This window comes from Thioalkalivibrio sp. ALJ7 (assembly GCF_000376865.1).
Lineage (GTDB): Bacteria > Pseudomonadota > Gammaproteobacteria > Ectothiorhodospirales > Ectothiorhodospiraceae > Thioalkalivibrio.
This window is the reverse complement of record NZ_AQXQ01000012.1, coordinates 681152-701396: the sequence shown is the minus strand read 5'-3', so window position 1 is coordinate 701396 and position 20245 is coordinate 681152. Positions and strand designations below refer to the sequence as shown.

The following is a 20245-nucleotide window of genomic DNA, read 5'->3' as shown; positions in this document are numbered from 1 at the left end:
TAACGCTGATAGGCTTGGCATATGGACAAACCATTGCCCGATGTACCCACCCGTCTGCCGCCAACGCTGCAGCAGGAGGTGGGCGACCTGTTGGCCGAGCTCGGCGACAAGCTTGTCTGGCCAGAGGCCTTCCTGGCGTCGGCGGCCACCCCGTTCGCCTTCAGTCACTATCTGGTCCAGACGGTGCGCCAGCATCCGGATTACCTGCTGGAGGCGCTGGACGCGGATGGCCGGGTGGCGGCCTGTGGTGATGAGGAATTTGACCGCCTGCTGCAGTCGCGTCTTGAACGTGCCACGGACGATGCCGGCTTGCGCCGCGCCCTGCGCGAGACGCGGCATCGCGAGATGATCCGTGTTGCGTGGCGCGACCTTTCCGGGCAAGCGGGTCTTGATGAGGTCATGCACGACCTGAGTCGGCTGGCTCGTTCCCTCATCGAAGGCGGTCTGCAATGGATTGATCGCCATCTGCAGACGCGTTATGGGCAGCCACGCGGTCCACAGGGCGAGCCCCAGTCCATGGTGGTTCTGGGGCTGGGCAAGTTGGGTGGCGGTGAACTCAATTTTTCGTCCGATATCGATCTGATCTTTGCCTTCGAGGAGGCGGGGGAGACCGATGGCGAACGTACGATCGAGAACCAGGAGTTCTTCCAGCGTCTGGGGCGCCAGTTGATCGCGGCCCTGTCGGACGTGACGGCCGATGGCTTTTGTTACCGCGTGGACATGCGCCTGCGACCGTTCGGTGATTCCGGGCCCCTGGTCATGCACTTCGATGCGATGGAGGACTACTACCAGGCTCACGGCCGCGAGTGGGAGCGTTATGCCCTGATCAAGGCGAGCCCGTTGGCGGGGGACCCCGAGGCCGGGGCGCGGCTGATGCGCCGGCTCCGTCCGTTCATCTATCGGCGCTACCTGGACTACGGCACGCTCGCGAATCTGCGTGAGCTGAAGCAGATGATCAACGATGAATCGGCGCGTCGCGGCCGCTTCGAGGACGTCAAGCACGGCGAGGGCGGGATCCGCGAGATCGAGTTCATTGCCCAGTCGTTCCAGTTGATTCGCGGCGGTCGTGATCAAGCCCTGCAGCGGCGCGACCTGTTGGGCGTCATGGCCGTCTTGCGGGAGCGCGACCTCTTGCCCGGCTATGCCGTGGAGCAGCTGGAGCGTTCCTACCGTTTTCTGCGACGCGTCGAGAATCGCCTGCAGATGCTGCATGACCAGCAGACCCACCGGCTGCCATCCAATGGCGACGACCGTCATCGCTTGGCGTTGTCGCTTGGGTTCGATGACGAGGCCTCCTTTGAAATGGCCTTGCTGCGCGAGCAGCGGCGGGTGCATGCGCACTTCGACCAGGTCTTCACAGCGCCACAGCGGGCGGACGGGGAGGCGATGGAAGCCTCGCCGGAGACCGATCGCGAGCAGCAGCTCAACCGTTTGTGGCAGGGCGCGCTGGCGGAGCCGGCTGCCCGCGCGGTGCTGGAGGCCATGGAGTTCCAGAATGTGGAGGCGGCCCTGAGCGGGATCGCCGATCTGCGCGAGAGCCCGGGTGTGCGCGCGATGAGCGTGACCGGTCGCCAGCGTCTGGATCGCCTGATGCCGTTGCTGATCGGGGCGATCGCCGAAATGGATACGCCGGATGCGGTGTTGCCACGGGCGCTGCAGATGGTGCGCACCATCGCCCGACGCTCGGTGTACCTGTCGCTCCTGGTGGAAAACCCGCTGGCGTTGTCGCAGTTGGTCAAGCTGGTGGCGGCCAGCCCGTGGATCAACGAGCAGCTCACCCGGCACCCGGTGCTGCTAGACGAGCTGCTGGACCCGCGTGCGCTGTACGCACCCCCGGATCGTGACGGGCTGCGCGAGGAGCTGGAGGCCGAGCTGGCGCAGTTTCCCGAGCAGGACCACGAGCAGATGCTGGATCGGTTGCGGCAGTTCAAGCAGGTGCAGACGTTGCGGGTGGCGGCCGCCGACATCATGGGCTTTCTGCCCCTGATGAAGGTATCCGACCACCTGACCTGGCTGGCCGAAGTCTTGCTGGAGCGGGTGCTGCAACTGGCATGGGAGAAGATGATCGAGCGCCATGGAGAGCCGCAGTGCGGCTCTCCGGATGGTCGGCGCGCGGCGCGTTTCGCGGTGATCGGCTACGGCAAGCTCGGGGGATTCGAGCTGGGCTACGGCTCGGACCTGGACGTGGTCTTCCTGCACGACAGCGAGGGCGACGAGGCCCAGACCGAAGGCCCCAAGGTGATCGACAACGGTGAGTTCTTCGCCCGCGTGGCCCAGCGCGTGGTCCACCTGTTGGGGGCCTTCACCCCGGCGGGTCGCTTGTACGAGGTGGATACGCGGCTGCGCCCCAGTGGCACGGCCGGCCTTCTGGTCAGTGGCTTGCAGGCGTTTCGGCGTTACCAGGACGAATCCGCCTGGACCTGGGAACACCAGGCGCTGGTCCGCGCGCGGTTTGTTGCCGGGGATGCGGAGCTGGGCGAACGGTTCGATACCCTGCGCCGCGAGGTCCTGACCCGCGAACGTGACGTTGCGGCTCTGCGTGCCGAGGTCGTGGAAATGCGCGATCGCATGCTCTCCGAGCACGCCTCGAAAAAGGGTCGTGGCTTCCATCTCAAGCGCGATCGTGGCGGTATCACTGATATCGAATTCATGGTTCAATACTGGGTTTTGGTGTCGGCTCACGATCATCCCGCCGTCTGTGACTGGCCGGACAAGATCCGCACGCTGGAAATGCTGGGGCGCGAAGGGGTGATCGACACGGCGCTCAGCGAGGCGCTGGCGGATGCCTATCGGGATCTGCGCAATCGTATTCACCGTCTGACACTGGCGGGGAGCGACGCCCGGGTCGAGGAACCCGACGACGAGCTTTGTGCCGTGCGCGATCGTGTGATCGAAGCTTGGGTTGACGTGTTCGGCGAGCCGCAGACGGCCGCGAACCAGAACGCATAGAGGAACAAGACGATGTCGATGGCCGACCGCGACGGGGTGATCTGGCTGGACGGGCAGATGGTGCCCTGGCGCGAGGCGAAGACCCACGTGCTTACCCATACCTTGCACTACGGGATGGGTGTGTTCGAGGGCGTCCGCGCCTACAAGACCGAACGTGGGCCCGCGATCTTCCGCTTGCAGGACCATACCCGGCGCCTGTTCAACTCGGCCAAGATCCTGGGTATGACCATCCCCTATACCGCCGAGGCGCTGAACGACGCGCAGATCGCATCCGTCCGTGACAATGGCCTGGAGAGCGCCTATCTGCGTCCGATGTGTTTTCTGGGCGATGAGGGCATGGGCCTGCGCGCCGACAACCTTCAGGTGCACGCGATGGTCGCGGCCTGGCACTGGGGCGCCTATCTAGGCGACGAGGGCATGGAGAAGGGCATCCGCATCCGTACCTCGTCTTACAGCCGTCACCACGTGAACGTGACCATGTGCAAGGCCAAAGCCAACGGCAACTACATGAACTCGATGATGGCCCTGCAGGAAGCGACCCGCTGCGGCTACGACGAGGCCATGCTGCTGGATACCGAGGGCTACGTGGCCGAGGGCAGTGGCGAAAACATCTTCATCGTGAATGATGGCGTGCTGTTCACGCCGGACCTGACCTCTGCGCTGGACGGCATTACCCGCCGCACGGTCATTGCCCTGGCCGAGGAAGAAGGCCTGAAGGTGGTGGAGAAGCGCATTACTCGCGACGAGGTCTACATCGCCGACGAGGCCTTCTTTACCGGCACCGCCGCCGAGGTGACCCCGATTCGCGAAGTGGACGACCGCCCGATCGGTTCCGGTACGCGCGGGCCGATTACCGAACGCCTTCAATCGCGCTATTTTGATGTCGTACAGGGCCGCGACAGCCGTCACGATAGCTGGCTGACCTACGTCTAAGCTCGGACCAACACGCGAGAACATCACCATGGCCAACCCCGATACCGCTCATCACCAGGAACAGTACGAGACCGCTAACGCGCAGACGGAAATCACGGTTACCCAAAAGGATCTTCCGCTGCACTGCCCCATGCCGAAGATGGCGCTGTGGGCCTCGCATCCGCGGGTCTTCCTGCCAATCGACGAGACGGACGACGGCCGCTATCTATGCCCCTATTGCGGCACGCAGTACGTCCTCAAGGACGACGCCTGATCCCGTTGGACTTTGACAGCGTACCCTCCGGGGGGCTTCCGGCCGCCCCCGGTGGCAGTCATTCCCAATGAAACTCTCCCTCCCCCCATTTGACCAGGCACGCGTACTCGTCGCGGGTGACCTGATGCTCGATCGTTACTGGCATGGCGGTACGGACCGTATCTCGCCGGAGGCCCCGGTGCCCGTCGTCCACGTGCGCGAGATTGAGCAGCGCCCCGGTGGTGCCGGCAACGTGGCATTGAACCTGGCGGCCCTCGGTGGTCATGCCGACCTGGTCGGTATGACAGGCGATGACGCGGCGGCCGAAGAACTGGCGGGCCTGTTGGAAGGTTCGGGGGTGAGCTGTCATTTTCATTGCAAGCCGGGGGCGGCCACGATCACCAAGCTGCGCGTGATCAGCCGACATCAGCAGCTGATTCGTCTCGACTTCGAGGACGGCTTCCCCGGTGCCATCGCCCACGATCTGCTGTCGCAGATCGAACCCTTGCTGCCTAACTGTGGCGTGGTCGTTCTGTCCGACTACGCCAAGGGCGCGCTGCGCGACCCCCAGCCGTTGATTCAGGCCGCCCGCGCGGCCGGTGTGCCGGTGCTGGTGGATCCCAAGGGCCGCGATTTTTCGGCCTACCGTGGCGCCGACCTGGTAACCCCGAACCTAACCGAACTGGAGGGGGTGGCGGGCCCCTGCCCGGATGACGCCAGCCTGGAACAGGCTGCCCACCAAATCCTGGACGAGTGTGGGATCAAGGCCCTGCTGGTTACGCGCGGCGCGGCGGGGATGACTCTCTTTCGGCAGGGGCAGGCCACCGTGCATCAGCCGGCCCGGGCGCGCGAAGTCTTCGACGTGACCGGCGCTGGTGACACGGTTATTGCCACCCTTGCCGGGGCCCTTGCAGCGGGGGCCCCGCTGGAGGAGGCGATGCACCTGTCCAACCTGGCCGCCGGTATCGTAGTGGGGAAGCTGGGTACGGCCACGGTGTCGCTGGTCGAACTCCAGCGCATGCTGTACGCGCCGGAGTCCGCCGGACAGGGTGTGCTGGACTATCCCGAATTGCAGCAGGTATTACGGGAGGCGCGGGCTGCGGGCGAACGCATCGTAGTGACCAATGGCTGCTTCGACATCCTGCATGCGGGACACGTCGCCTACCTCTCACAGGCCCGGTCTCTGGGCGATCGCTTGCTGGTGGCCGTCAACGACGATGACTCGGTACGGCGCCTGAAGGGCGAAGGGCGCCCGGTCAACCCGGTGGATCAGCGCATGGCCGTGCTGGCGGCGCTGGGTGCGGTGGACTGGGTGGTCCCGTTTTCCGACGACACCCCGGCCGACCTGATTGCCGAGATCTTGCCGGACGTACTGGTCAAGGGTGGCGACTATCGGCCCGAGGCCATCGCCGGACACGATGCGGTGGTGGCGAACGGAGGCGAGGTGCGAGTGCTGGAATTCCTGGATGGCTGCTCGACCAGCGCGGTCATGGGCCGGATTCAGGCACGTTCGGATTCAGGCGCGCCCGAAGCGCCCTGACTGCCCGCTCGACGCTCTGCCTGAGTTGGGGCGAATCCGGGCGTCCGAAGTTCAGCCCCTGTGGATCCATGAACCACACGCGTTCCCCGTCCCATCCGAGCGTTTCCGGTGAATCGAGTGACAGCGCCAGGCCCGCCTTGGCAAGCTCGCCCCAGGAGCGGTCCGCTTGCTCCAGGATGGTCCCTCCGTCCTGAGCTTCGTGCGGTTGCTCGGTTCGGGCGCTCAGCGGTCGGAGCCCGGGCGGATTTCGCTGGATCAGCCAGCCGAGCCCGTCGTTGGACCATGTGATCGCGAGAGGCCGTAGGACAGGCATGCCCAGGCGCTGCAGGATCAGCGCATGCCGCCAGGTGCGCAATGCCAACTGTCGTGTGACCCAGGGACGCAGCAGGGAGGGCATGGGGCCTGCGGGCAGATCGATGCGGCACGCCCGGATCGTGTCAGGATCCGGGTAGCCATCCGTGGTCCCTTTAGCGTGGAGCGCCTTTGCCAGGCATTCGACAGTATCGGCTTCCAGGTGGCGTCGGTCCCGTATCGTCCGGATGTGTCCGTATCGCTTGCGGGGGTAGTGCTTCCAGCCTTGGCTGGCGCGTGCCGCGACCTTTTTCGCTTGCCGCAGGCGAGCGATCCGCACGGCCTGCACAAAGGCCTGTATGTCGTCTTCCGTGCACGGCCATTCACGTAAACGGCAGTAGTACGCGTAGCCCCCTGCGACCTCGGATTCCGGCAGGCGGGATTTCGAGGCATACAGGCGCAGCAGGTGGGCGCGTGCCTTGCGGCGGTTCAGTGCCCGCCGCTGCCAATGGACCCGGTCTCCGTCGATCGCGTACAGCTTCCGGTCGTGCGGGATGAAGTTCAGCCAGTTCAAGTCGTGCTGGCGAAGGCCAGCCTGGTGGTGTTCGGCCAGTGTGCGTAGCAGGAGGTGATGCAGCTGTTCGGGCAGGGCTTCGGGCGGCCACGGCTCGTCGGCCTCGATCCAGTCCAGCACGCACAGCCAGGCGCGATACCGCTTCGCGAATCCCGCATGCCGTAGCGCCGGGGCTGCGATCCCGGCCGACTGGAGTCGGAGAGCTCCACGCACGCCCCGGCGCCATTCGGGCCACTGTTGTATCGAGCCCAGGTAGAACTTGGCCACAACCGGGTCGCTACCGTTCAGCGTGGCGCGAAAAATCCTCCGCTTCCCGGGGTACTCGTGGATCAGGCATTCGAGGACGAGATCCCCAATGCCCGCGAGCGGGATGCGGTCAGCCGGTTCCGGTAGTGGACGCATCGGCTGGTTCAGGCGGGTCAAAGGTGTAGCCGAGCACCTCGAGATCGCGCCGGTAGTGCTGCGCGACTATCTCCGCCAGGGCGTCGTCGTAGTACCGGCGGTAGTCCTCGCGCTTGTGCGCGCGGCGCAGATGCGGCAGTTGTGGCGTGGGAATGCCGATGCGCTGGCAGATGGTGTCGAAGTCCTGCTGCAGACGTTCGTAACGGCCAATGAAGTCGATAATCACACGGCCCTGCAGGTCCACGATGTATTCGTGCTGCAGCTCGGCCGAGGTGTCCAGCATGTAGTCGTAGGGCCGTTCGGGATCGAATTTCAGCCGCAGGAAGTCGCCGAAGTCCCGCACGCCCTCCAGTATCGCCGGCTTCTCGCGCCGTATGTGGTGGTAGGAGCTGACCTGCAAGTCCCAGGGATTACGCACAATCGCGCACTTGAACAGGTCACGGTAGACGGGCTCCGGCAGCATCTCCTTGGCTGCAATGGCCTTGGCGTGGCGCGGAAACTTCAGCCCCAGTTTGTGCCGGGGGCGCGTCAACTGGCTGACCTGGCTGGCCGCCCACAGCGGAATGCTGTACCAGCCTCCCCAGCGATACGGCCGCAGTGCGGCCCGGATGCTGGTGCCGCCTGTCTTGGCGATGTGGATGAACAGGAAATTCTTGCGATACGAGATCAGCATGCGGCTAGGTTTCTCCGGTTCGCCGGGGTTCGATACCCAAGACATCCAGGTATCGCTGCGTGCTGGCTTCGATAGTGTACTCAGAGACGGCTTGGCGGAGTTGCCGGGCCCGCACCGGGGTCTCCAGAGCCTGAAGGATACCTGCTGCCAGTGCCTCCGGATCGGCCATCGGTACCAGTGGGCCATGGAGCCCGTCCTCGAGGATGGTGCTGGGCCCGCTCGGGCAGTTGGTAGCGACCACCGGCGTGCCGAGCGCCATGGCCTCCACCAACACGTTCGGTGCGCCCTCGAAGCGCGACGACAGCACGAAGACGGTTGCTCGACGCATGAACGCATAGGGATTGTCGAGAAACCCGGGCAGGTCGATTTGCGCCTCGACGCTGAGTTCGCGTGCCAGTTGTTCCAGATGCGTGCGTTCTGGGCCTTCACCCAGGATGATCAGACGCGCCTCGCGGTTCTCGCGCACACCAGCGAAGGCCCGGATCAGCGTGGCGAAATCCTTCTGCGGTCGCAGTCGACCCGCGGCGACGATGACGGGCATGGAGAGTGTTTCGGCATCGTCGAGCCAAGGGTGCCCTGATGCCGCTTCGGCTTGCTGATACAGGGCCGGGCTGATGCTCGGATTGGCAATGACCTCGAATCGGTCCCGGGGGAGCCGGGCGATGGAGGCCAGATCGTCCGCCACGGCCGGGGCCACCGTGACGATTCTATACGCCCAAGGGTACAGCCAGCGCACGGGCAGGTAGCGCGCGCTCCTTTGCAGCCAGGACCTTTCGGCCAGCGAGCCACTCAGGTGCATGCCCATGCGCAGCACGATGCGGGTGGGCACGCGCGCAAACCGCCGCGCCAGCAGAGCGACGCGGCCGGCGCGGTCCTTGGCGGCGAGCAACGCGTGGGGCTGCACCTTGCGCAGGTATCGGTATACCGCAGGCAGTGCCTGCAGGGAGGTACGTACATCCAGACGAATCACGTTGACGCCCTCGGGGATCTCCTGCACGTGCCCGCCCTGGGCCTTCAGCAACAGCAGGTCCACGGCCACGCCGGCATCCACGAAGCCGCGGAGCAGGTTGTTCATCATCTTTTCGACCCCGCCATCCCCGGTGTAGGCAATCAGCACGGCCAGCCGTTTAGTCGCCATCGCCGCCCCTCGCGCTGCGGTAGCCGGAGAGCAGCTCGGACCATCCCGTGCGTCCTCGTTCCCGGATCTCGGGCCACTTTTCCAGCGATCGCCGCAAGCGCTCCAGATTGCCTTGCAGTCCGCGTTGTACGCTGAGGCGGCCCCGGTCCCAGTCAATGAGCCAGACCTTCCCGGATGGCTGGACCAAGATGTTGCGAACGTTGAGATCGGCGTGCCAGGCACCGAACTGGTGAAACCTCGCCAGTGTCGCGCCGACCTCGTGCCACAGGGTTGGAGTGTCCTCTTGCTGCTGTATCCATTCATCCAGCGGCGTCGCATCCGACACTGTTGCAGTGACCAGGTCCCCCGAATACACCAGTCCGTGGCGCATGACCCGGGCTGCGACGGGGCGTGGAACCGGCAGTCCCTGTTCGTACAGGATCCGGGTTAGGTTCCATTCCCGCACAGGGCGCGTGCGCGTACGCCCGGTCCACAGGTACCGGTCCTCCGATAGCCTGGCGACCCAGCCACCCCGCCAGTAGTGGCGCAGCACGAGGTCCAACCCATCGTAGTTTAGAAAATGTGTCGCGCGGCGCCCGATACGGGTTTCTGTGATGGAACCCTGTTGTTGCAGTCGATGTGGCTGAAACAGTTCTTCCGCTGCTTCAGGGAGTAGCGACGTATCGTGAAGAATCCATCGGTTTCGCGCCGGGTGCGCCAGACGCTCGGCCACTGGTGTAAGGTCGCCGTCCTTCGCGGGCGATGCCGATGAGCCGGCGTCCGGGCGATGGTTCGGAATGTGAACGCGGTTATCGTCTGGCATTAAGCATTGCAACAGGCGCCTCGCACCGGTTTCCCTGGTTGTGATCCGGACCCTTGAGCAGGGACGTAGTGCTGGACGCTGGCGGGGTGGACCCCCGGTGGGCACCCATTATACTGACGACCGTTTTTGAGGAGCCATGCTGTGGTACGCCCTTTGGTTGTGGCTCGATTGGATAATGCGCGTTAAACGGGATCTACATGACAACAATCGACGGACGTGCAGCGTCCCTGAACTCCACCGTGCCGCCACCCTGTTGGCTGAGTTATACGGCCATAGCGTTCGTGTATGCATTCGCCTTTCTGTCGCCGCTCAGCATTACGCTGGGGCAGCTTGCACAGTTCGGAATGCTGATCATCACTCTCATTGTTGTGGCACGCCATTGGCAAGGGGTGATTCGTACCCCGGTCTTCTGGATTGCCCTGGCGTTTATCGTTTACGTGCTCATGCGGGGGCTGGCTGCTGCTTTCGTTGAACAGCCGGAGCTTGCCAGCGAACACCTGGAAGGTACCGGGACCTGGATCCGTATCCTCGCTTTACCTGTGCTGATCCTGGCCATGACCTTGGTGGCTACTGGAGATTGGTTGCGTCATGCCCTAGGCGCACTGGGCGCCATGGCACTGGGGTTCGTTCTGTTCGAAATTGTGCCGACCTGGTCATGGGCAGACTTCAATCAGGCGCTGACGGGTACCTCTCGCTATATCTTCGGTATGGGGCACTCGCGGTCCGCCCTGGCAATGGGTTCCATATTGATCGTTCTACTGATGCTGGCACCCGCGCTGCTGCTGGGCGGTCAGGCTCGGTCCCGTATGCCCGTCTCCTGGTTGATTGCGCTGCGGACGGGTGGCGTATTACTGCTTGCGATTGCGTTACTGGTGGCCGTTTTCGTAACCAAGTCGCGCACGGGATGGTTGTCGCTGACGGTGGCTCTGGCGGTGCTGGCCGTCGTTTTGGTTTGGCATTTTCGTCGCGAACTTCTTCGTCCTTACGTCATCGCTGCGTTGCTCATTGTGGCGGCGTTGTTCGCTTCTGTGCTCTACCTTGCTTGGGATGAGATCGAGCGCCGCGCAATGGACCGTGTGGACGCTATCGGTGAAATACTGGCCATGGAAAAGCTGGACGATGCCTGGGAATTCGAAGATGGCAATGTGGGGGCAAGAGGGGCGTACAAGGTGTTCGCCATCCAGCTGTGGCTTGATCGCCCGTTGACGGGGTGGGGCCCTGCGGATCCTTACCACATGATGGAGGAGCGGCCCTTGCCACCCATCCTCCAGGGCCGCTCGGGACATTTCCACGATGCCCATGCCGAGTTGATCGCGCGTCTGGGGGGTATTGGATATACCCTGATGATCGCACTCTTCGCGGCCATCATCTGGGAAGCGATTCGACAGGTGCGTGAGCGACCCCGTTCGGATCGTCTCGGGCTGGGCCTGGCGTTCACAACCATCGGCTTCGTGCCCTTTATGCTGGTGGCGATGTTGGGCACGTACTTCCTGGATTCATTCGGGCAGATCCATCTGTACACGATGTTCCTGGCCCCGATGATTGCCGCGGCCCTTGCCCGGCATGTAACCGTCTCCCGTACAAGCGGCTGAATCGACGTGCCGGATATCGTCCTGTTCGGCATGTTTCGCCCCTGGGGTGGGACGTATCGTCGGCTGATGAACCAGATCCACGTCTGGACCCGCGACGGCTGGTCGGTGGAACTGGTGACCTTTCGTGATGGCGAGATGTTCTACCCCGACGAAATGCCTTCCTCGGTTGCATGTGTGCATCTTGGAACCCGCGGCAAGCTTGCCACGACCTGGGCCTTGTGGCGTTACCTGCGACGGCGCCAACCTCAGATTATCCTGTCGGTTAACCACATTACCAACATGATCCTGGCCCAGGTCGGGATGCTCCCGGAAACTGGTGCCAGGCGATTTCTGAGTGTGCCCAATACCTTTGGCGAATCGGAAAAGCTCGCCGCTGAACCCCGGCGGCGAGAGCAGAAGTTTCGCCAAATTCGCCGGTGGTATCCGCGTTCGGACGGCGTGATTGCGGTCTCCGACGGGGTGCGCGACGACCTGGTGGATACGGTGGGTCTGAAGGGCGTGACCGTGCAGCGCATCTATAGCGGATCGGTGGCCCAGGGAACGCTTGATCGGGCCAGCGAACCGGTGGACCACCCCTGGTTAACGGACAAGACTTGCCCCGTCATCCTGTCGGCCGGCCGTCTGGTGCCACAAAAGGATTACCCGACCCTGTTGCGCGCGTTTGCGCGTCTGCGGGAACGCCGCGAGGCGCGATTGATCATTGTGGGCAAGGGACGCGAGGAAGGGGCTCTGCGCGCGTTGGCGAAAGAGCTGGGTATTGAAAACGACATGGACTTGCCGGGGTTCGTCTCAAACCCCTATGCGTGGATGGCGCGTTCGGACGTCTTTGCCCTGTCCTCGCGATGGGAGGGGCTGGTGAATGTGGTCATGGAGGCCCTGGGGCTCGGTGTTCCCGTGGTCTCGACGGACTGCCCCAGTGGCCCGCGCGAGATCCTTGCCCACGGCCGCTACGGCCTCCTGGTGCCGATGCAGGACCCGCAGGCCCTGGCCTGTGCCATCGATCAGACGCTACGGGGCGAAGCCCCTGTGTTCGAGCAGGAGGAGGCCGTACGCCCCTTCCTAGTGGAAACGGCATCGCGCGCGTATCTGGACTTCTTTGGTTTGGAATCCCAAAAAAGGGGGGTGTCGCGTTGATGGGAGTCTTTGCGCGCTGGAAGCAGGGTCGACAGACGCGGCAACAGTTGCACTGGGCCGAGCGCGAACTGGTTCAGGGGGAATGGCGGATATCGGGTGGTGTGGCCTACTCCCCAGCCGCTGGGGCCCATCCGGATGCTTACCAGAAGCGTCTGCTTCGGACTTCCGGAGGGGCGCGCGAAGTCCGGTGCGGCGAGTCGATGGGATTGGATTCGGCCTCTTGCGACACCCTGATCGCTCGTAGCGACTGGACCTTGCTGGTGGATCGAGGTCGGCGCTGGATGTTGCGGGTGACGAATCGCCCGGGACAGACCGACAAGCTGCTTCGCCATGCGCAGTGGCTGGCGCAATCCTATACTTGCCCCGAAATCAATCCGGCCACCGTGGCGATTTTCGGGGCGTTCGCCGTTCGAGAATCCTTTGTCGACGGCGTGCCCATTCGCGACGCGGATGCCGATCAGTGGGATCCGGCCTTTCGCCAGCTCCTCGCCAGTTGCGAGCACCACGTACAGTATTGCGATGGGCACTTTGATCTGGGCCGGGTATGGAGCGAGGTTCGGCAGTGGCGCCTTCCTGGCTGGTTGCACAGGGCGTTGAGTCAGCACGAAATGGGGATCGAGCAGTGCCTGCGTGGAGCGCCCGTTCTTGAATGCCATGGGGACTGCCATAACGGAAATGTGTTTGTGCGCGCCGATGGTCGTGTCGTGTTGATCGATCTGGAGCGGGTGCAATCGCTGCCCTTCTTCTATGACGCACTTTCGCTCCTGCGCGGGACGGCCCCGGTGAACGAGACCCTGCGTTCGGACTATCTGCGCGGCAAATACGATACGGAGCTGTCCTCGTTGTGGCGTTCGGCCGGCCGCGAATGGTATCCCGATCACCGTGTCGCGGCACTGCTTTCGATGGCCCTCGCGCATGCCTTCCGCCCCCAGTTCGCGAGCGCGGACTCGGACAAGCGCCGGGAAAAACTGGTGGGTGCCAGCGAGAAACTGCGACATGCTTGCGAGGTGGGGTAACCGATGCGGCGACTGGAGCTGATGGGGCCTCCGGGGGTGGGCAAGACCACATTGCTCGGACCGCTTCAGGCGGAATGGAAGCGCCGGGGTGTCCTGAGTGCATCGCCGCGCTGGCTTCCGCTATGGGCGGCCCATGAACGCCAGGCTACCGGTGCGTTGCGGCGCCGTATTGAGACGGCCCTGTATGCCCGCAAGGGTCTGCAGCGCTGGATGCGCGCCAAGCTCGAAAAGGAGATGGTGCGCCACGAATTCAGGTCCCTGCGGGAGGCCGACGCACCTTGGCCGGAGTTCCTGCGCCTGGCGCTCACCCGGGGCGGTGAGCCGAGTGAAAGCGAAGCGCTGACGCTGGAGCGGATGCAAAGCTTTATCGGCAGCGTGGCACTAGCGAGCGCGACGGATCGGCTACCGGGGAACGCCTGGATTCCGTTCGACGAAGGGTTGGCGCAGCGCGCGATCAGTCTGGGACTGGGGGCGCCACGGGAGCAGGTGCAGGCCTATCTGGAATGCATGCCGGCCCCCCAGGCGCTTGTTCTGTTGACGGCCCCGCCCGAGGCCATCAATGAGCGCCTGCGCCAGCGCAACCCGAATGTGACTCGCTTCCACGAGATGGTCGAGCCGGCGATCGAGATGACCGAGACGGCGGCGAGCATCTGCGCTGGCCGGGGTATCCCGATTGTGCAGCTGGATGCCCGTGAGCCGCCTGAAAAGTCAGCCCGCGATCTCGTGGACAACCTGATGAAGCTGCGACAGTAGCCCATGGGACGGGCAGTTCCTATGGCCAAGGACGGACGCCATGAGGGCACGCCTCGGGCGCGGCCGAATGACGACCAGAATTGAGAACATTACTCGCCATGGCAAAGAACGCGCCGAGTTTTCGAAAACAGTTGACCCGTTCCCGAGTTGCGTTGCTGACGGGCACACAGGGATTGCGCGCCGTCACCATGGATCGGGCTCATGTCTACCCCGATCTGCGGTTGATCTACAACCGGATCAAGAAATCGGGCAACTCCAGTATTTCGCTCTACCTGAACGAACTGGTGTTTGGTGGTGGCGATAGTGACGCTGGAGCGGTTTCGACGATGACGCGGGCGGACTATCGGTCGGAATTGAAGAATGCGCGGTCTGCAGGCAAGCGACTGGATGAGCTGTCGCTGCGAGAGCTCTTTGCGGCACGTCACTACTATCGCTTCACCGTCTTCCGAAACCCTTACGCTCGCTGCCTTTCAGCATTTCTGGACAAGGTGGCGTCCGCGAAGCGGCGATATTCTCATTTCCCCGGGGCCGGGCAGCAGGATATGGCCGGATTTTCGGATTTTGTCCGATTTCTCGAGTCGGGCGGGCTGAGGGCGAACAAGCATTTCTGGCCGCAGTGCCATCTGTTGATGGCGCCTCCGGATCAGTTTGACCAGATCGGTCAGCTGGAGAATCTGCGGGACGACTTGAGTCGGGTGTGCGCGGAGATTGGTGTGTCCCTGCCTGCTTCACTGGATTTGAGCAAGCCTCATGCCCTGGAGCGTCGCTACCAAGGGAAGGTCCAGGGCGCGACCCGTCGGCTCGAGTCGTTCTACGACGAATCGCTTTACTCGCGGGTGGCGACCCTTTACCGGGAGGACTTTGCGGTGGGCAGGTACGATCCGGACTGGCGGCCCTGAGACCTGCTGCGCATTAGTCGCTCGGATCCAGCGAATAGCCGAAGGCGTCGAAATCCTCGCGATAGAGTGAGCGGACGCGGTCGACCGCGGCTCCATCGTAGTACTCCGCCAGCTTGCTGGCGGATCCAGTACGGTGAGGATCCCAGTTGTGTATCTCCACGAGCGATCCGTCTCCGAAAAGTCTTTGCACCAGCGCCGGGAGGTCCCGATCGATGTGCTCGAGATGGCCGGTGAAATCCAGGCGGCCGCGGTCACGGGGTAGCAGACTGACCTGTGGGGCCCAGTGAGGGCCGCGGTAAAGCGCCTCGTTTTCCAGTCGTTCCAAGAAGTCAAAAAAACTCGGGGTCGAGCCGTCCTGCGCCGGCGATGCACCGAGATTCTTGGCAGCGGGTGGCCGGTCACGCATGATCTTGTCGAGATAGGCCGACAGCGTGCGCTGGAACGGGTTACGCACGAAGGTGAACAGGAAGTAATTACGCCAGGCCTCGCGGCTGCGGCGCAGGCCGATCTCGCGGGGGTGGCGGTAAACGCCGATCTTGTCCCCGGAGGCCTGAACTGCTTCTCGCTGCTCGTCCGTGATCGACGGGTCATAGCGCAGAAGGGTGTTCCCGACGGTCGAGTGCCCAGCCTTGGGGATCCGGTAGAACACGAAGCGTTGCGACGTGGATACCAGGATGCGGGGATTGACGCGATGCTTCTGGACCCGCCCGTCCAGGTGGGACAGCAACGGGTTGAACCACTCGCTGAATAACCGTGTGGCATGCATAGCGCGCGAATATAGCACGCCTTTGTTCGGAACCATCTTGGAGGTGCCCGACGAGTTCGCCGCGCCTGAAGCCCTGCCGACGTCTGCGCTATCATCGGGCGCGTCGAATGGAGGGCAGGTGGTGGGAAAACCCCGGGTCGCAATCCTCTCGCCCTTCAAGGCGTGGGGCGGTATCGAGCGCAAGGTGCTGATCCTGTGCCGGGAGTTTCTGGCGCAGGGTGTGCAGCCGCAGATCATCCTGACGCGAGGTGGCGTCGTCCCGTATCCGGACGAACTCCCACCCGAAGTTGAGGTGATCGATCTGGCCAGCGGTGGCAAGCTGGACAGCGTGCGCAAGCTGACGCGCCTGCTGCGGGAAGATCCTCCCGCAGCCCTGCTGACCGCCAAGGATCATGCCGCCAAGGTCGCCGTGATCGCACGCCGAATATCGGGATGCCCGGTCCCGATATTCGTGAAGATTACCAATACCCCAAGTCAGACACTGCGGCGGCGCTTCAAGCGCTGGACGGCGCGCCTGCTGTATCGCCAGGCTGATTGTGTCATCGCGATCTCCGAGGGGGTGCGGGACGATCTGATCGCAAATTTTGGTATGGACCCGGGCAAGATCCGGGTGATCTACAACCCGACCGTGACGCCTTGTATTCCGGGGCGTGCCGCGCAGCCCGTCGACCATCCCTGGTTTCAGGGAGGGGGGCCACCCGTGATTGTGGGCGCGGGGCGGCTGACCGGGCAGAAGGACTTTGCCACGTTGATCGAGGCCTTTGCTCGGCTGCGGATGCGACAATCGGCGCGCCTGGTCATCCTGGGGGATGGCCCGCTGCGGGATTCGCTGCAACAGCGGGCCCAGGCGTTCGGCGTGGCGGAAGACGTGGATTTGACCGGCTATGTTCCCGACCCCATCCCGTACTTTGCCCGTGCGGCGTTGTTCGTGTTGTCGTCCCGCTACGAGGGTTTGGGCAACGTGATCGTCGAGGCATTGGCGGCGGGCGCCCCGGTGGTAGCTACGGACTGCCCGTCCGGCCCGCGGGAGATCCTTCAGGATGGGCGCGTGGGGCGTCTGGTGCCAGTGGGTGATCCTGGGGCATTGAGTGAAGCGATGGAGGCGACCCTCGGTGCCCCACCGGCGGACGCGGCGTTGCGTGATGGCATGGAGCGGTTTCGCAGCGATCGGGTCGCGCTGCAGTACCTGCAGGTAATGGGGCTCAAGACGGCATGAAGTCAGCGGACCCGTGCGCGCTGAGCCAGGCCGTTCACATGGAGGAAGACAGAAATGATCATTAGTCATCAGCATCGTTTCATCTTTATCCATTGCCGTAAGGTCGCCGGCAGTTCGATGAAGGTGGCGCTCTCGCCCCATATGGGACGGGGCGATGTGATGCTGGGCAGTGTCCATGAAAGCCTGCAGGCGGGAGGCCCCATGCAACCCTGGGCGCGGCGTCAGCTGTTGACGCCACTGGGGGTCTCCGAACTCTGGAGTGCAATGCTCAAGCGCCGGGGGTGGGCGTCTGCGCTGAACAAGGCAGTGAAGAAGCGTTTCAAGCGGGAGTTCGGACTGTCTTCCTCCGCGCATCCTCCCGCAGTCGAGGTGCGCGATGCCATGCCGGGTGCCTGGCATGAGTACTTCAAGTTTTGTTTTGTGCGCAATCCCTATGAGCGGGCTGTATCGGACTATCTCTACCGCACACGCAAGGAGGATGCGCCTCCCAGTTTCGACGGATTTCTCGACGAGCTCCTTGCGGAGGCCCGGTCGGGTCGGCAAAAGCATGACAACTGGCCGATGTACACCATTGATGACGAAGTCGCTGTCGATTTTGTCGGGCGCTTCGAGAACCTCGAGGCCGATTTCCAGCGTGCGTTGTCTCTAGCCGGCGTCGAAGGCGTGGATGCCCTGGCATCGGAGAAGCGCCGTGCCTATCCCAAGCCGTGGCAGGAGTATTACGGGGAGGAGGAGGAGAAGGAGAAAGTCCAGCAACTGTTCGGTCGGGAGATCGAGTACTTCAAGTATTCGTTCACGGACTGAGCGGCGCCGGAATCGGGCTCGTCGGCGGGTGAGCGTCATATCCCTGGGCTTGCAGTGTTTTGTGGTGCCGTTCGGCGAATGCACGCAGTTCCGGGTCCCGGTGCCAGGCATGGGCCCGGTCCGGGCGAAACGTTGCGGCGGTCATGGCCAGTCGTTCGGTATCCAGGGGGCAGTCGCAAAACTGCAAGGCCTGATCGAGGGTGTCCTTTGGTGCGGCGAGCAGTGACTCGTAGGAAATCTCCAGAGCTCGTTCGTCCAGGGCCCGCACATGCTGCCGTGCCCTTGCGACGTATTGGGCCCACAACTCCAGCCCACCCTCCAGTGTGCCGCAACGAACCTGGGGAGCGAAGCCCCGGCGCCGGGGAGCGAAAGGGTCCAGTCGGTGTGCCGGTCGGTATTTCCGATAACGCGCGCGGCGCTGGTCGAACACTTCGCTACGGCGGCTGCGCAGGCTCGCGGCGACATCCGCGCCATGGCGCACGATATGGAGGACCCGGGCGTCGGGAAAGAGCTCCAGCCACAAGGGCAGCGTGAACGTGTTGCGAGGGTCCTTCCAGCCCCAGGGGGTCGATTGTTTGGCGAGCCCCCAGCCGCGCAAACCCCGCCGAATACCCAGGAAGCGCAGGCTGGCAGGGCCCTCGATCATGTCGCGCATGTAGTCCAGCAGCCAGGGTCTCAGGGCCTCGTCCGCGAGTAGCCAATCCACGGATTCCGGCCGATCCCAGGTGGCGGAGGCCTCGCGGAATAGCCATGCGTTGACCGCATTGGTGAAGGCCGCCTCTTCGTTGCGGCTGGCGCCTGTTCCCATGAAGAACCCGGCCTGTTGCAGCACCCGTGTCAGCAGGCTGGTGCCCGAGCGGTGCATGCCGATGATGATTACCGGAGGACGCGACATTGCGATCTCCTTGCCGGGCAGGGGCCGCTGGCGCGGAGCATCATGCGCGGTCCTCGTGTGCGGGCTTGATATAGTTCGCGAAGAGAGGGTCCAGGCGTGTCCGGATGATCGCGTTGACGTGTTCCAGGGCCTCGCCGTGCAGATGTTCGTGGTAGCCGCCGACTTCGCCACGCCGGGTCTTGAAGCTGTCCTGGTCGTCCTGGTCGCGTGCTGACAGTGCGCTGGTGCCCAGGGCATTTCTTGATTCCAGCTTGCGCATGTTGTCGAAACGGCAGAAATCCACGGCCTCCTGGAGGGTGGGGTCGGCGATCGCGTCCAGCCCAATGAAATCGAGTACGCGCCGCAACTCGCCTGGGGTATCCGCATGTAGGTCTTCATAGCGGATGATCAGGAAGTCACGCGGCACTTCGCGATTGCGCGCCCAGATGTTGTAGAACGTCACGATGGTTTCGATGCTGCCACGCCGTTCGTGCACGTATTGGTCCATGCTGCCTTCGTAGTTCCGGTTGCGTCGGGTCTTCTGAAAGTAGGAGGAAACCAGCACATCGCGCGGGTCGCGGACCATGAACACGACCTTGCGGCCACGATAGGCGGACTTGTCCGTCTTGAGTTCCTCGGGAAGCAGGAACTCGGGACCTCCATCATGGTGCTGCAGGATGTACGGGATGTCCCGCCAGGGCCGGGTAAAGGCGCGCAACTTGAGCAGGTTGCGGTTTTTCAGGCCGTAGTGCAGTTGCAGGGACTTGCCGATCAGCAGCACGAGCCAGGTCCTTCCGCACTTGGGGTAGGAGACCAGGTGGACGTCTGCCCGGCGGCGGCGCCATTGGCGGCGTATGCGCTGGACGAGTCGCCGTACCAGGCCCCGCTGGCGCGAGATTGCGGCCACGTTCAGGTGACCTCGAAACGGTAGCCGAGGGCGGCGATCTCGTGGTCGCAGACGCGCTCGATGATCGTCCGGTCCTCGGGGCCCAGGATGTCGCTGTAATGGCGGCCATCCTTCCGAAAACCGCCCTTCGCGCGATAGGTCGGCAGTGAGATGTCGCCGTCGATGCCCATTTCCGACCGCAGTGCTTCCAGGTCTTCGCTGAGCGTTTCGTAGCGCAATACCTTGTGAACGGCGAGCTCGTCGTCGATGGTGTAGTGCCCCCAGTTGCTCAGCCAGTGCGGCTTGTGCTGCTCCATCCAGGCCAGGTATTCGCTCAGGCTGGGGAACTCGGTGCGTCCCTTGCTCTCCCAGCGATGCTTTTGCCACCAGTAGCGCGACAGGGCGCGATCCCAGGGGTTGCGTTCGACGGTGAAACGGTAATATCGGTTCCACTTGTCTTCCCCGAGTAGCTCGCGGATCTCGGGGGCCCGGGTGTGCTGGCCATAGGTCGCCCGCTGGCCTCGCGTCAACAGTCGCCGCCACTCCTTGAATCCGCGATGCCGGGCGACCGGCTTTTGATGGTTGGCCGGCCCAAACCCGCCTTCCTGACGTCGGAACTCTTCCTCCCCTCGTTCCTCGCTGAGCGGGGTTACGATGTCCTGAGGGCCGCAGACGCGCGACAGACCGATCTCGAGGCTGCTGCCTGCGGTCTTGCGGGTCTTGATGAAGACGAACTGGTGGCGGTGCGAAATAATCACGCGAATTGAGGCC

General features: G+C 63.6%; 19 protein-coding genes. 11 read left to right on the top strand and 8 right to left on the bottom strand.

Annotated features, from left to right (window positions below; translation table 11 throughout):
- The first annotated feature begins 21 nt into the window (after window positions 1-21).
- The 4 genes from glnE to hldE all read left to right on the top strand — a co-directional run bounded on the left by glnE (window position 22) and on the right by hldE (window position 5654).
- The gene (glnE, locus tag D002_RS0111970) at window positions 22-2949 is read left to right on the top strand and encodes a bifunctional [glutamate--ammonia ligase]-adenylyl-L-tyrosine phosphorylase/[glutamate--ammonia-ligase] adenylyltransferase (RefSeq protein ID WP_018142164.1); all 2928 of its coding nucleotides are present in this window, start codon (window positions 22-24) and stop codon (window positions 2947-2949) included.
- A 12-nt stretch (window positions 2950-2961) separates the two neighbouring features.
- Entirely contained in the window at window positions 2962-3882 is a 921-nt protein-coding gene (locus D002_RS0111965; RefSeq protein ID WP_018142163.1) for a branched-chain amino acid transaminase, read from the top strand.
- A 28-nt stretch (window positions 3883-3910) separates the two neighbouring features.
- Window positions 3911-4135 (top strand): zinc-finger domain-containing protein, encoded by a 225-nt coding sequence (locus D002_RS0111960; RefSeq protein WP_018142162.1) that lies wholly within the window; start codon window positions 3911-3913, stop codon window positions 4133-4135.
- A 67-nt stretch (window positions 4136-4202) separates the two neighbouring features.
- A complete protein-coding gene (gene hldE / locus D002_RS0111955; RefSeq protein WP_026181694.1) occupies window positions 4203-5654 on the top strand; it encodes a bifunctional D-glycero-beta-D-manno-heptose-7-phosphate kinase/D-glycero-beta-D-manno-heptose 1-phosphate adenylyltransferase HldE in 1452 nt (483 codons plus the stop codon).
- Here the strand turns inward: hldE and D002_RS0111950 are convergent.
- Genes D002_RS0111950 through D002_RS13165 form a run of 4 tightly spaced genes read right to left on the bottom strand, consistent with a single transcriptional unit; the run spans window position 5602 to window position 9534 of the window.
- Window positions 5602-6921: a hypothetical protein gene (locus tag D002_RS0111950; RefSeq protein WP_018142160.1), complete on the bottom strand. Its 1320-nt coding sequence runs from the start codon at window positions 6919-6921 to the stop codon at window positions 5602-5604. The two genes, hldE and D002_RS0111950, sit on opposite strands and share 53 nt — an antisense overlap.
- Window positions 6896-7594 (bottom strand): sulfotransferase family 2 domain-containing protein, encoded by a 699-nt coding sequence (locus tag D002_RS0111945; RefSeq protein WP_018142159.1) that lies wholly within the window; start codon window positions 7592-7594, stop codon window positions 6896-6898. Before D002_RS0111945 ends, D002_RS0111950 begins: the two co-directional genes overlap by 26 nt.
- A 4-nt stretch (window positions 7595-7598) precedes the next feature.
- A complete protein-coding gene (locus D002_RS0111940; protein ID WP_018142158.1) occupies window positions 7599-8732 on the bottom strand; it encodes a glycosyltransferase in 1134 nt (377 codons plus the stop codon).
- Window positions 8722-9534, bottom strand: a complete 813-nt coding sequence (locus D002_RS13165) for a 3-deoxy-D-manno-octulosonic acid kinase (protein WP_018142157.1) — start codon at window positions 9532-9534, stop codon at window positions 8722-8724. The genes D002_RS0111940 and D002_RS13165 overlap by 11 nt, the downstream gene beginning before the upstream one ends.
- Window positions 9535-9815: 281 nt before the next feature.
- On the opposite strand from D002_RS13165, the gene D002_RS0111930 reads away from it, so the two are divergent.
- From D002_RS0111930 to D002_RS0111910, 5 genes are all read left to right on the top strand, one after another.
- Entirely contained in the window at window positions 9816-11126 is a 1311-nt protein-coding gene (locus tag D002_RS0111930; protein ID WP_018142156.1) for an O-antigen ligase, read from the top strand.
- A gap of 30 nt (window positions 11127-11156) precedes the next feature.
- Entirely contained in the window at window positions 11157-12260 is a 1104-nt protein-coding gene (locus tag D002_RS0111925) for a glycosyltransferase (RefSeq protein ID WP_196800134.1), read from the top strand.
- A complete protein-coding gene (locus D002_RS0111920; RefSeq protein ID WP_018142154.1) occupies window positions 12260-13276 on the top strand; it encodes a phosphotransferase in 1017 nt (338 codons plus the stop codon). The genes D002_RS0111925 and D002_RS0111920 overlap by 1 nt, the downstream gene beginning before the upstream one ends.
- Window positions 13277-13279: 3 nt before the next feature.
- Window positions 13280-14029: a hypothetical protein gene (locus tag D002_RS0111915; protein WP_018142153.1), complete on the top strand. Its 750-nt coding sequence runs from the start codon at window positions 13280-13282 to the stop codon at window positions 14027-14029.
- A 98-nt stretch (window positions 14030-14127) separates the two neighbouring features.
- Window positions 14128-14928: a sulfotransferase family protein gene (locus tag D002_RS0111910; protein ID WP_231362944.1), complete on the top strand. Its 801-nt coding sequence runs from the start codon at window positions 14128-14130 to the stop codon at window positions 14926-14928.
- A gap of 13 nt (window positions 14929-14941) precedes the next feature.
- Here the strand turns inward: D002_RS0111910 and D002_RS0111905 are convergent, their stop codons facing one another.
- On the bottom strand, window positions 14942-15694 hold the full coding sequence (locus D002_RS0111905) for a sulfotransferase family protein (protein ID WP_018142151.1): 753 nt from the start codon (window positions 15692-15694) through the stop codon (window positions 14942-14944).
- A gap of 118 nt (window positions 15695-15812) precedes the next feature.
- Between D002_RS0111905 and D002_RS0111900 the strand changes: the two genes are divergently transcribed.
- Window positions 15813-16910, top strand: a complete 1098-nt coding sequence (locus D002_RS0111900) for a glycosyltransferase (RefSeq protein WP_018142150.1) — start codon at window positions 15813-15815, stop codon at window positions 16908-16910.
- 54 nt (window positions 16911-16964) lie between these two features.
- Complete coding sequence (locus tag D002_RS0111895) at window positions 16965-17714, top strand: sulfotransferase family 2 domain-containing protein (protein ID WP_018142149.1); 750 nt, start codon at window positions 16965-16967, stop codon at window positions 17712-17714.
- Here the strand turns inward: D002_RS0111895 and D002_RS0111890 are convergent.
- Genes D002_RS0111890 through D002_RS0111880 form a run of 3 tightly spaced genes read right to left on the bottom strand, consistent with a single transcriptional unit; the run spans window position 17704 to window position 20232 of the window.
- Window positions 17704-18609, bottom strand: coding sequence for a sulfotransferase (locus D002_RS0111890; RefSeq protein ID WP_018142148.1), 906 nt, complete (start codon window positions 18607-18609; stop codon window positions 17704-17706). The two genes, D002_RS0111895 and D002_RS0111890, sit on opposite strands and share 11 nt — an antisense overlap.
- A gap of 40 nt (window positions 18610-18649) precedes the next feature.
- Window positions 18650-19495, bottom strand: a complete 846-nt coding sequence (locus D002_RS0111885; protein ID WP_038051988.1) for a sulfotransferase domain-containing protein — start codon at window positions 19493-19495, stop codon at window positions 18650-18652.
- 2 nt (window positions 19496-19497) lie between these two features.
- Complete coding sequence (locus D002_RS0111880; RefSeq protein WP_018142146.1) at window positions 19498-20232, bottom strand: sulfotransferase family 2 domain-containing protein; 735 nt, start codon at window positions 20230-20232, stop codon at window positions 19498-19500.
- Window positions 20233-20245: the final 13 nt, after the last annotated feature.

Coding starts and splice junctions, on each gene's coding strand:
- glnE (WP_018142164.1), top strand. CDS start 22: ATGGACAAACCATTGCCCGATGTACCCACCCGTCTGCCGCCAACGCTG.
- D002_RS0111965 (WP_018142163.1), top strand. CDS start 2,962: ATGTCGATGGCCGACCGCGACGGGGTGATCTGGCTGGACGGGCAGATG.
- D002_RS0111960 (WP_018142162.1), top strand. CDS start 3,911: ATGGCCAACCCCGATACCGCTCATCACCAGGAACAGTACGAGACCGCT.
- hldE (WP_026181694.1), top strand. CDS start 4,203: ATGAAACTCTCCCTCCCCCCATTTGACCAGGCACGCGTACTCGTCGCG.
- D002_RS0111950 (WP_018142160.1), bottom strand. CDS start 6,921: ATGCGTCCACTACCGGAACCGGCTGACCGCATCCCGCTCGCGGGCATT.
- D002_RS0111945 (WP_018142159.1), bottom strand. CDS start 7,594: ATGCTGATCTCGTATCGCAAGAATTTCCTGTTCATCCACATCGCCAAG.
- D002_RS0111940 (WP_018142158.1), bottom strand. CDS start 8,732: ATGGCGACTAAACGGCTGGCCGTGCTGATTGCCTACACCGGGGATGGC.
- D002_RS13165 (WP_018142157.1), bottom strand. CDS start 9,534: ATGCCAGACGATAACCGCGTTCACATTCCGAACCATCGCCCGGACGCC.
- D002_RS0111925 (WP_196800134.1), top strand. CDS start 11,157: ATGTTTCGCCCCTGGGGTGGGACGTATCGTCGGCTGATGAACCAGATC.
- D002_RS0111920 (WP_018142154.1), top strand. CDS start 12,260: ATGGGAGTCTTTGCGCGCTGGAAGCAGGGTCGACAGACGCGGCAACAG.
- D002_RS0111915 (WP_018142153.1), top strand. CDS start 13,280: ATGCGGCGACTGGAGCTGATGGGGCCTCCGGGGGTGGGCAAGACCACA.
- D002_RS0111910 (WP_231362944.1), top strand. CDS start 14,128: ATGGCAAAGAACGCGCCGAGTTTTCGAAAACAGTTGACCCGTTCCCGA.
- D002_RS0111905 (WP_018142151.1), bottom strand. CDS start 15,694: ATGCATGCCACACGGTTATTCAGCGAGTGGTTCAACCCGTTGCTGTCC.
- D002_RS0111895 (WP_018142149.1), top strand. CDS start 16,965: ATGATCATTAGTCATCAGCATCGTTTCATCTTTATCCATTGCCGTAAG.
- D002_RS0111890 (WP_018142148.1), bottom strand. CDS start 18,609: ATGTCGCGTCCTCCGGTAATCATCATCGGCATGCACCGCTCGGGCACC.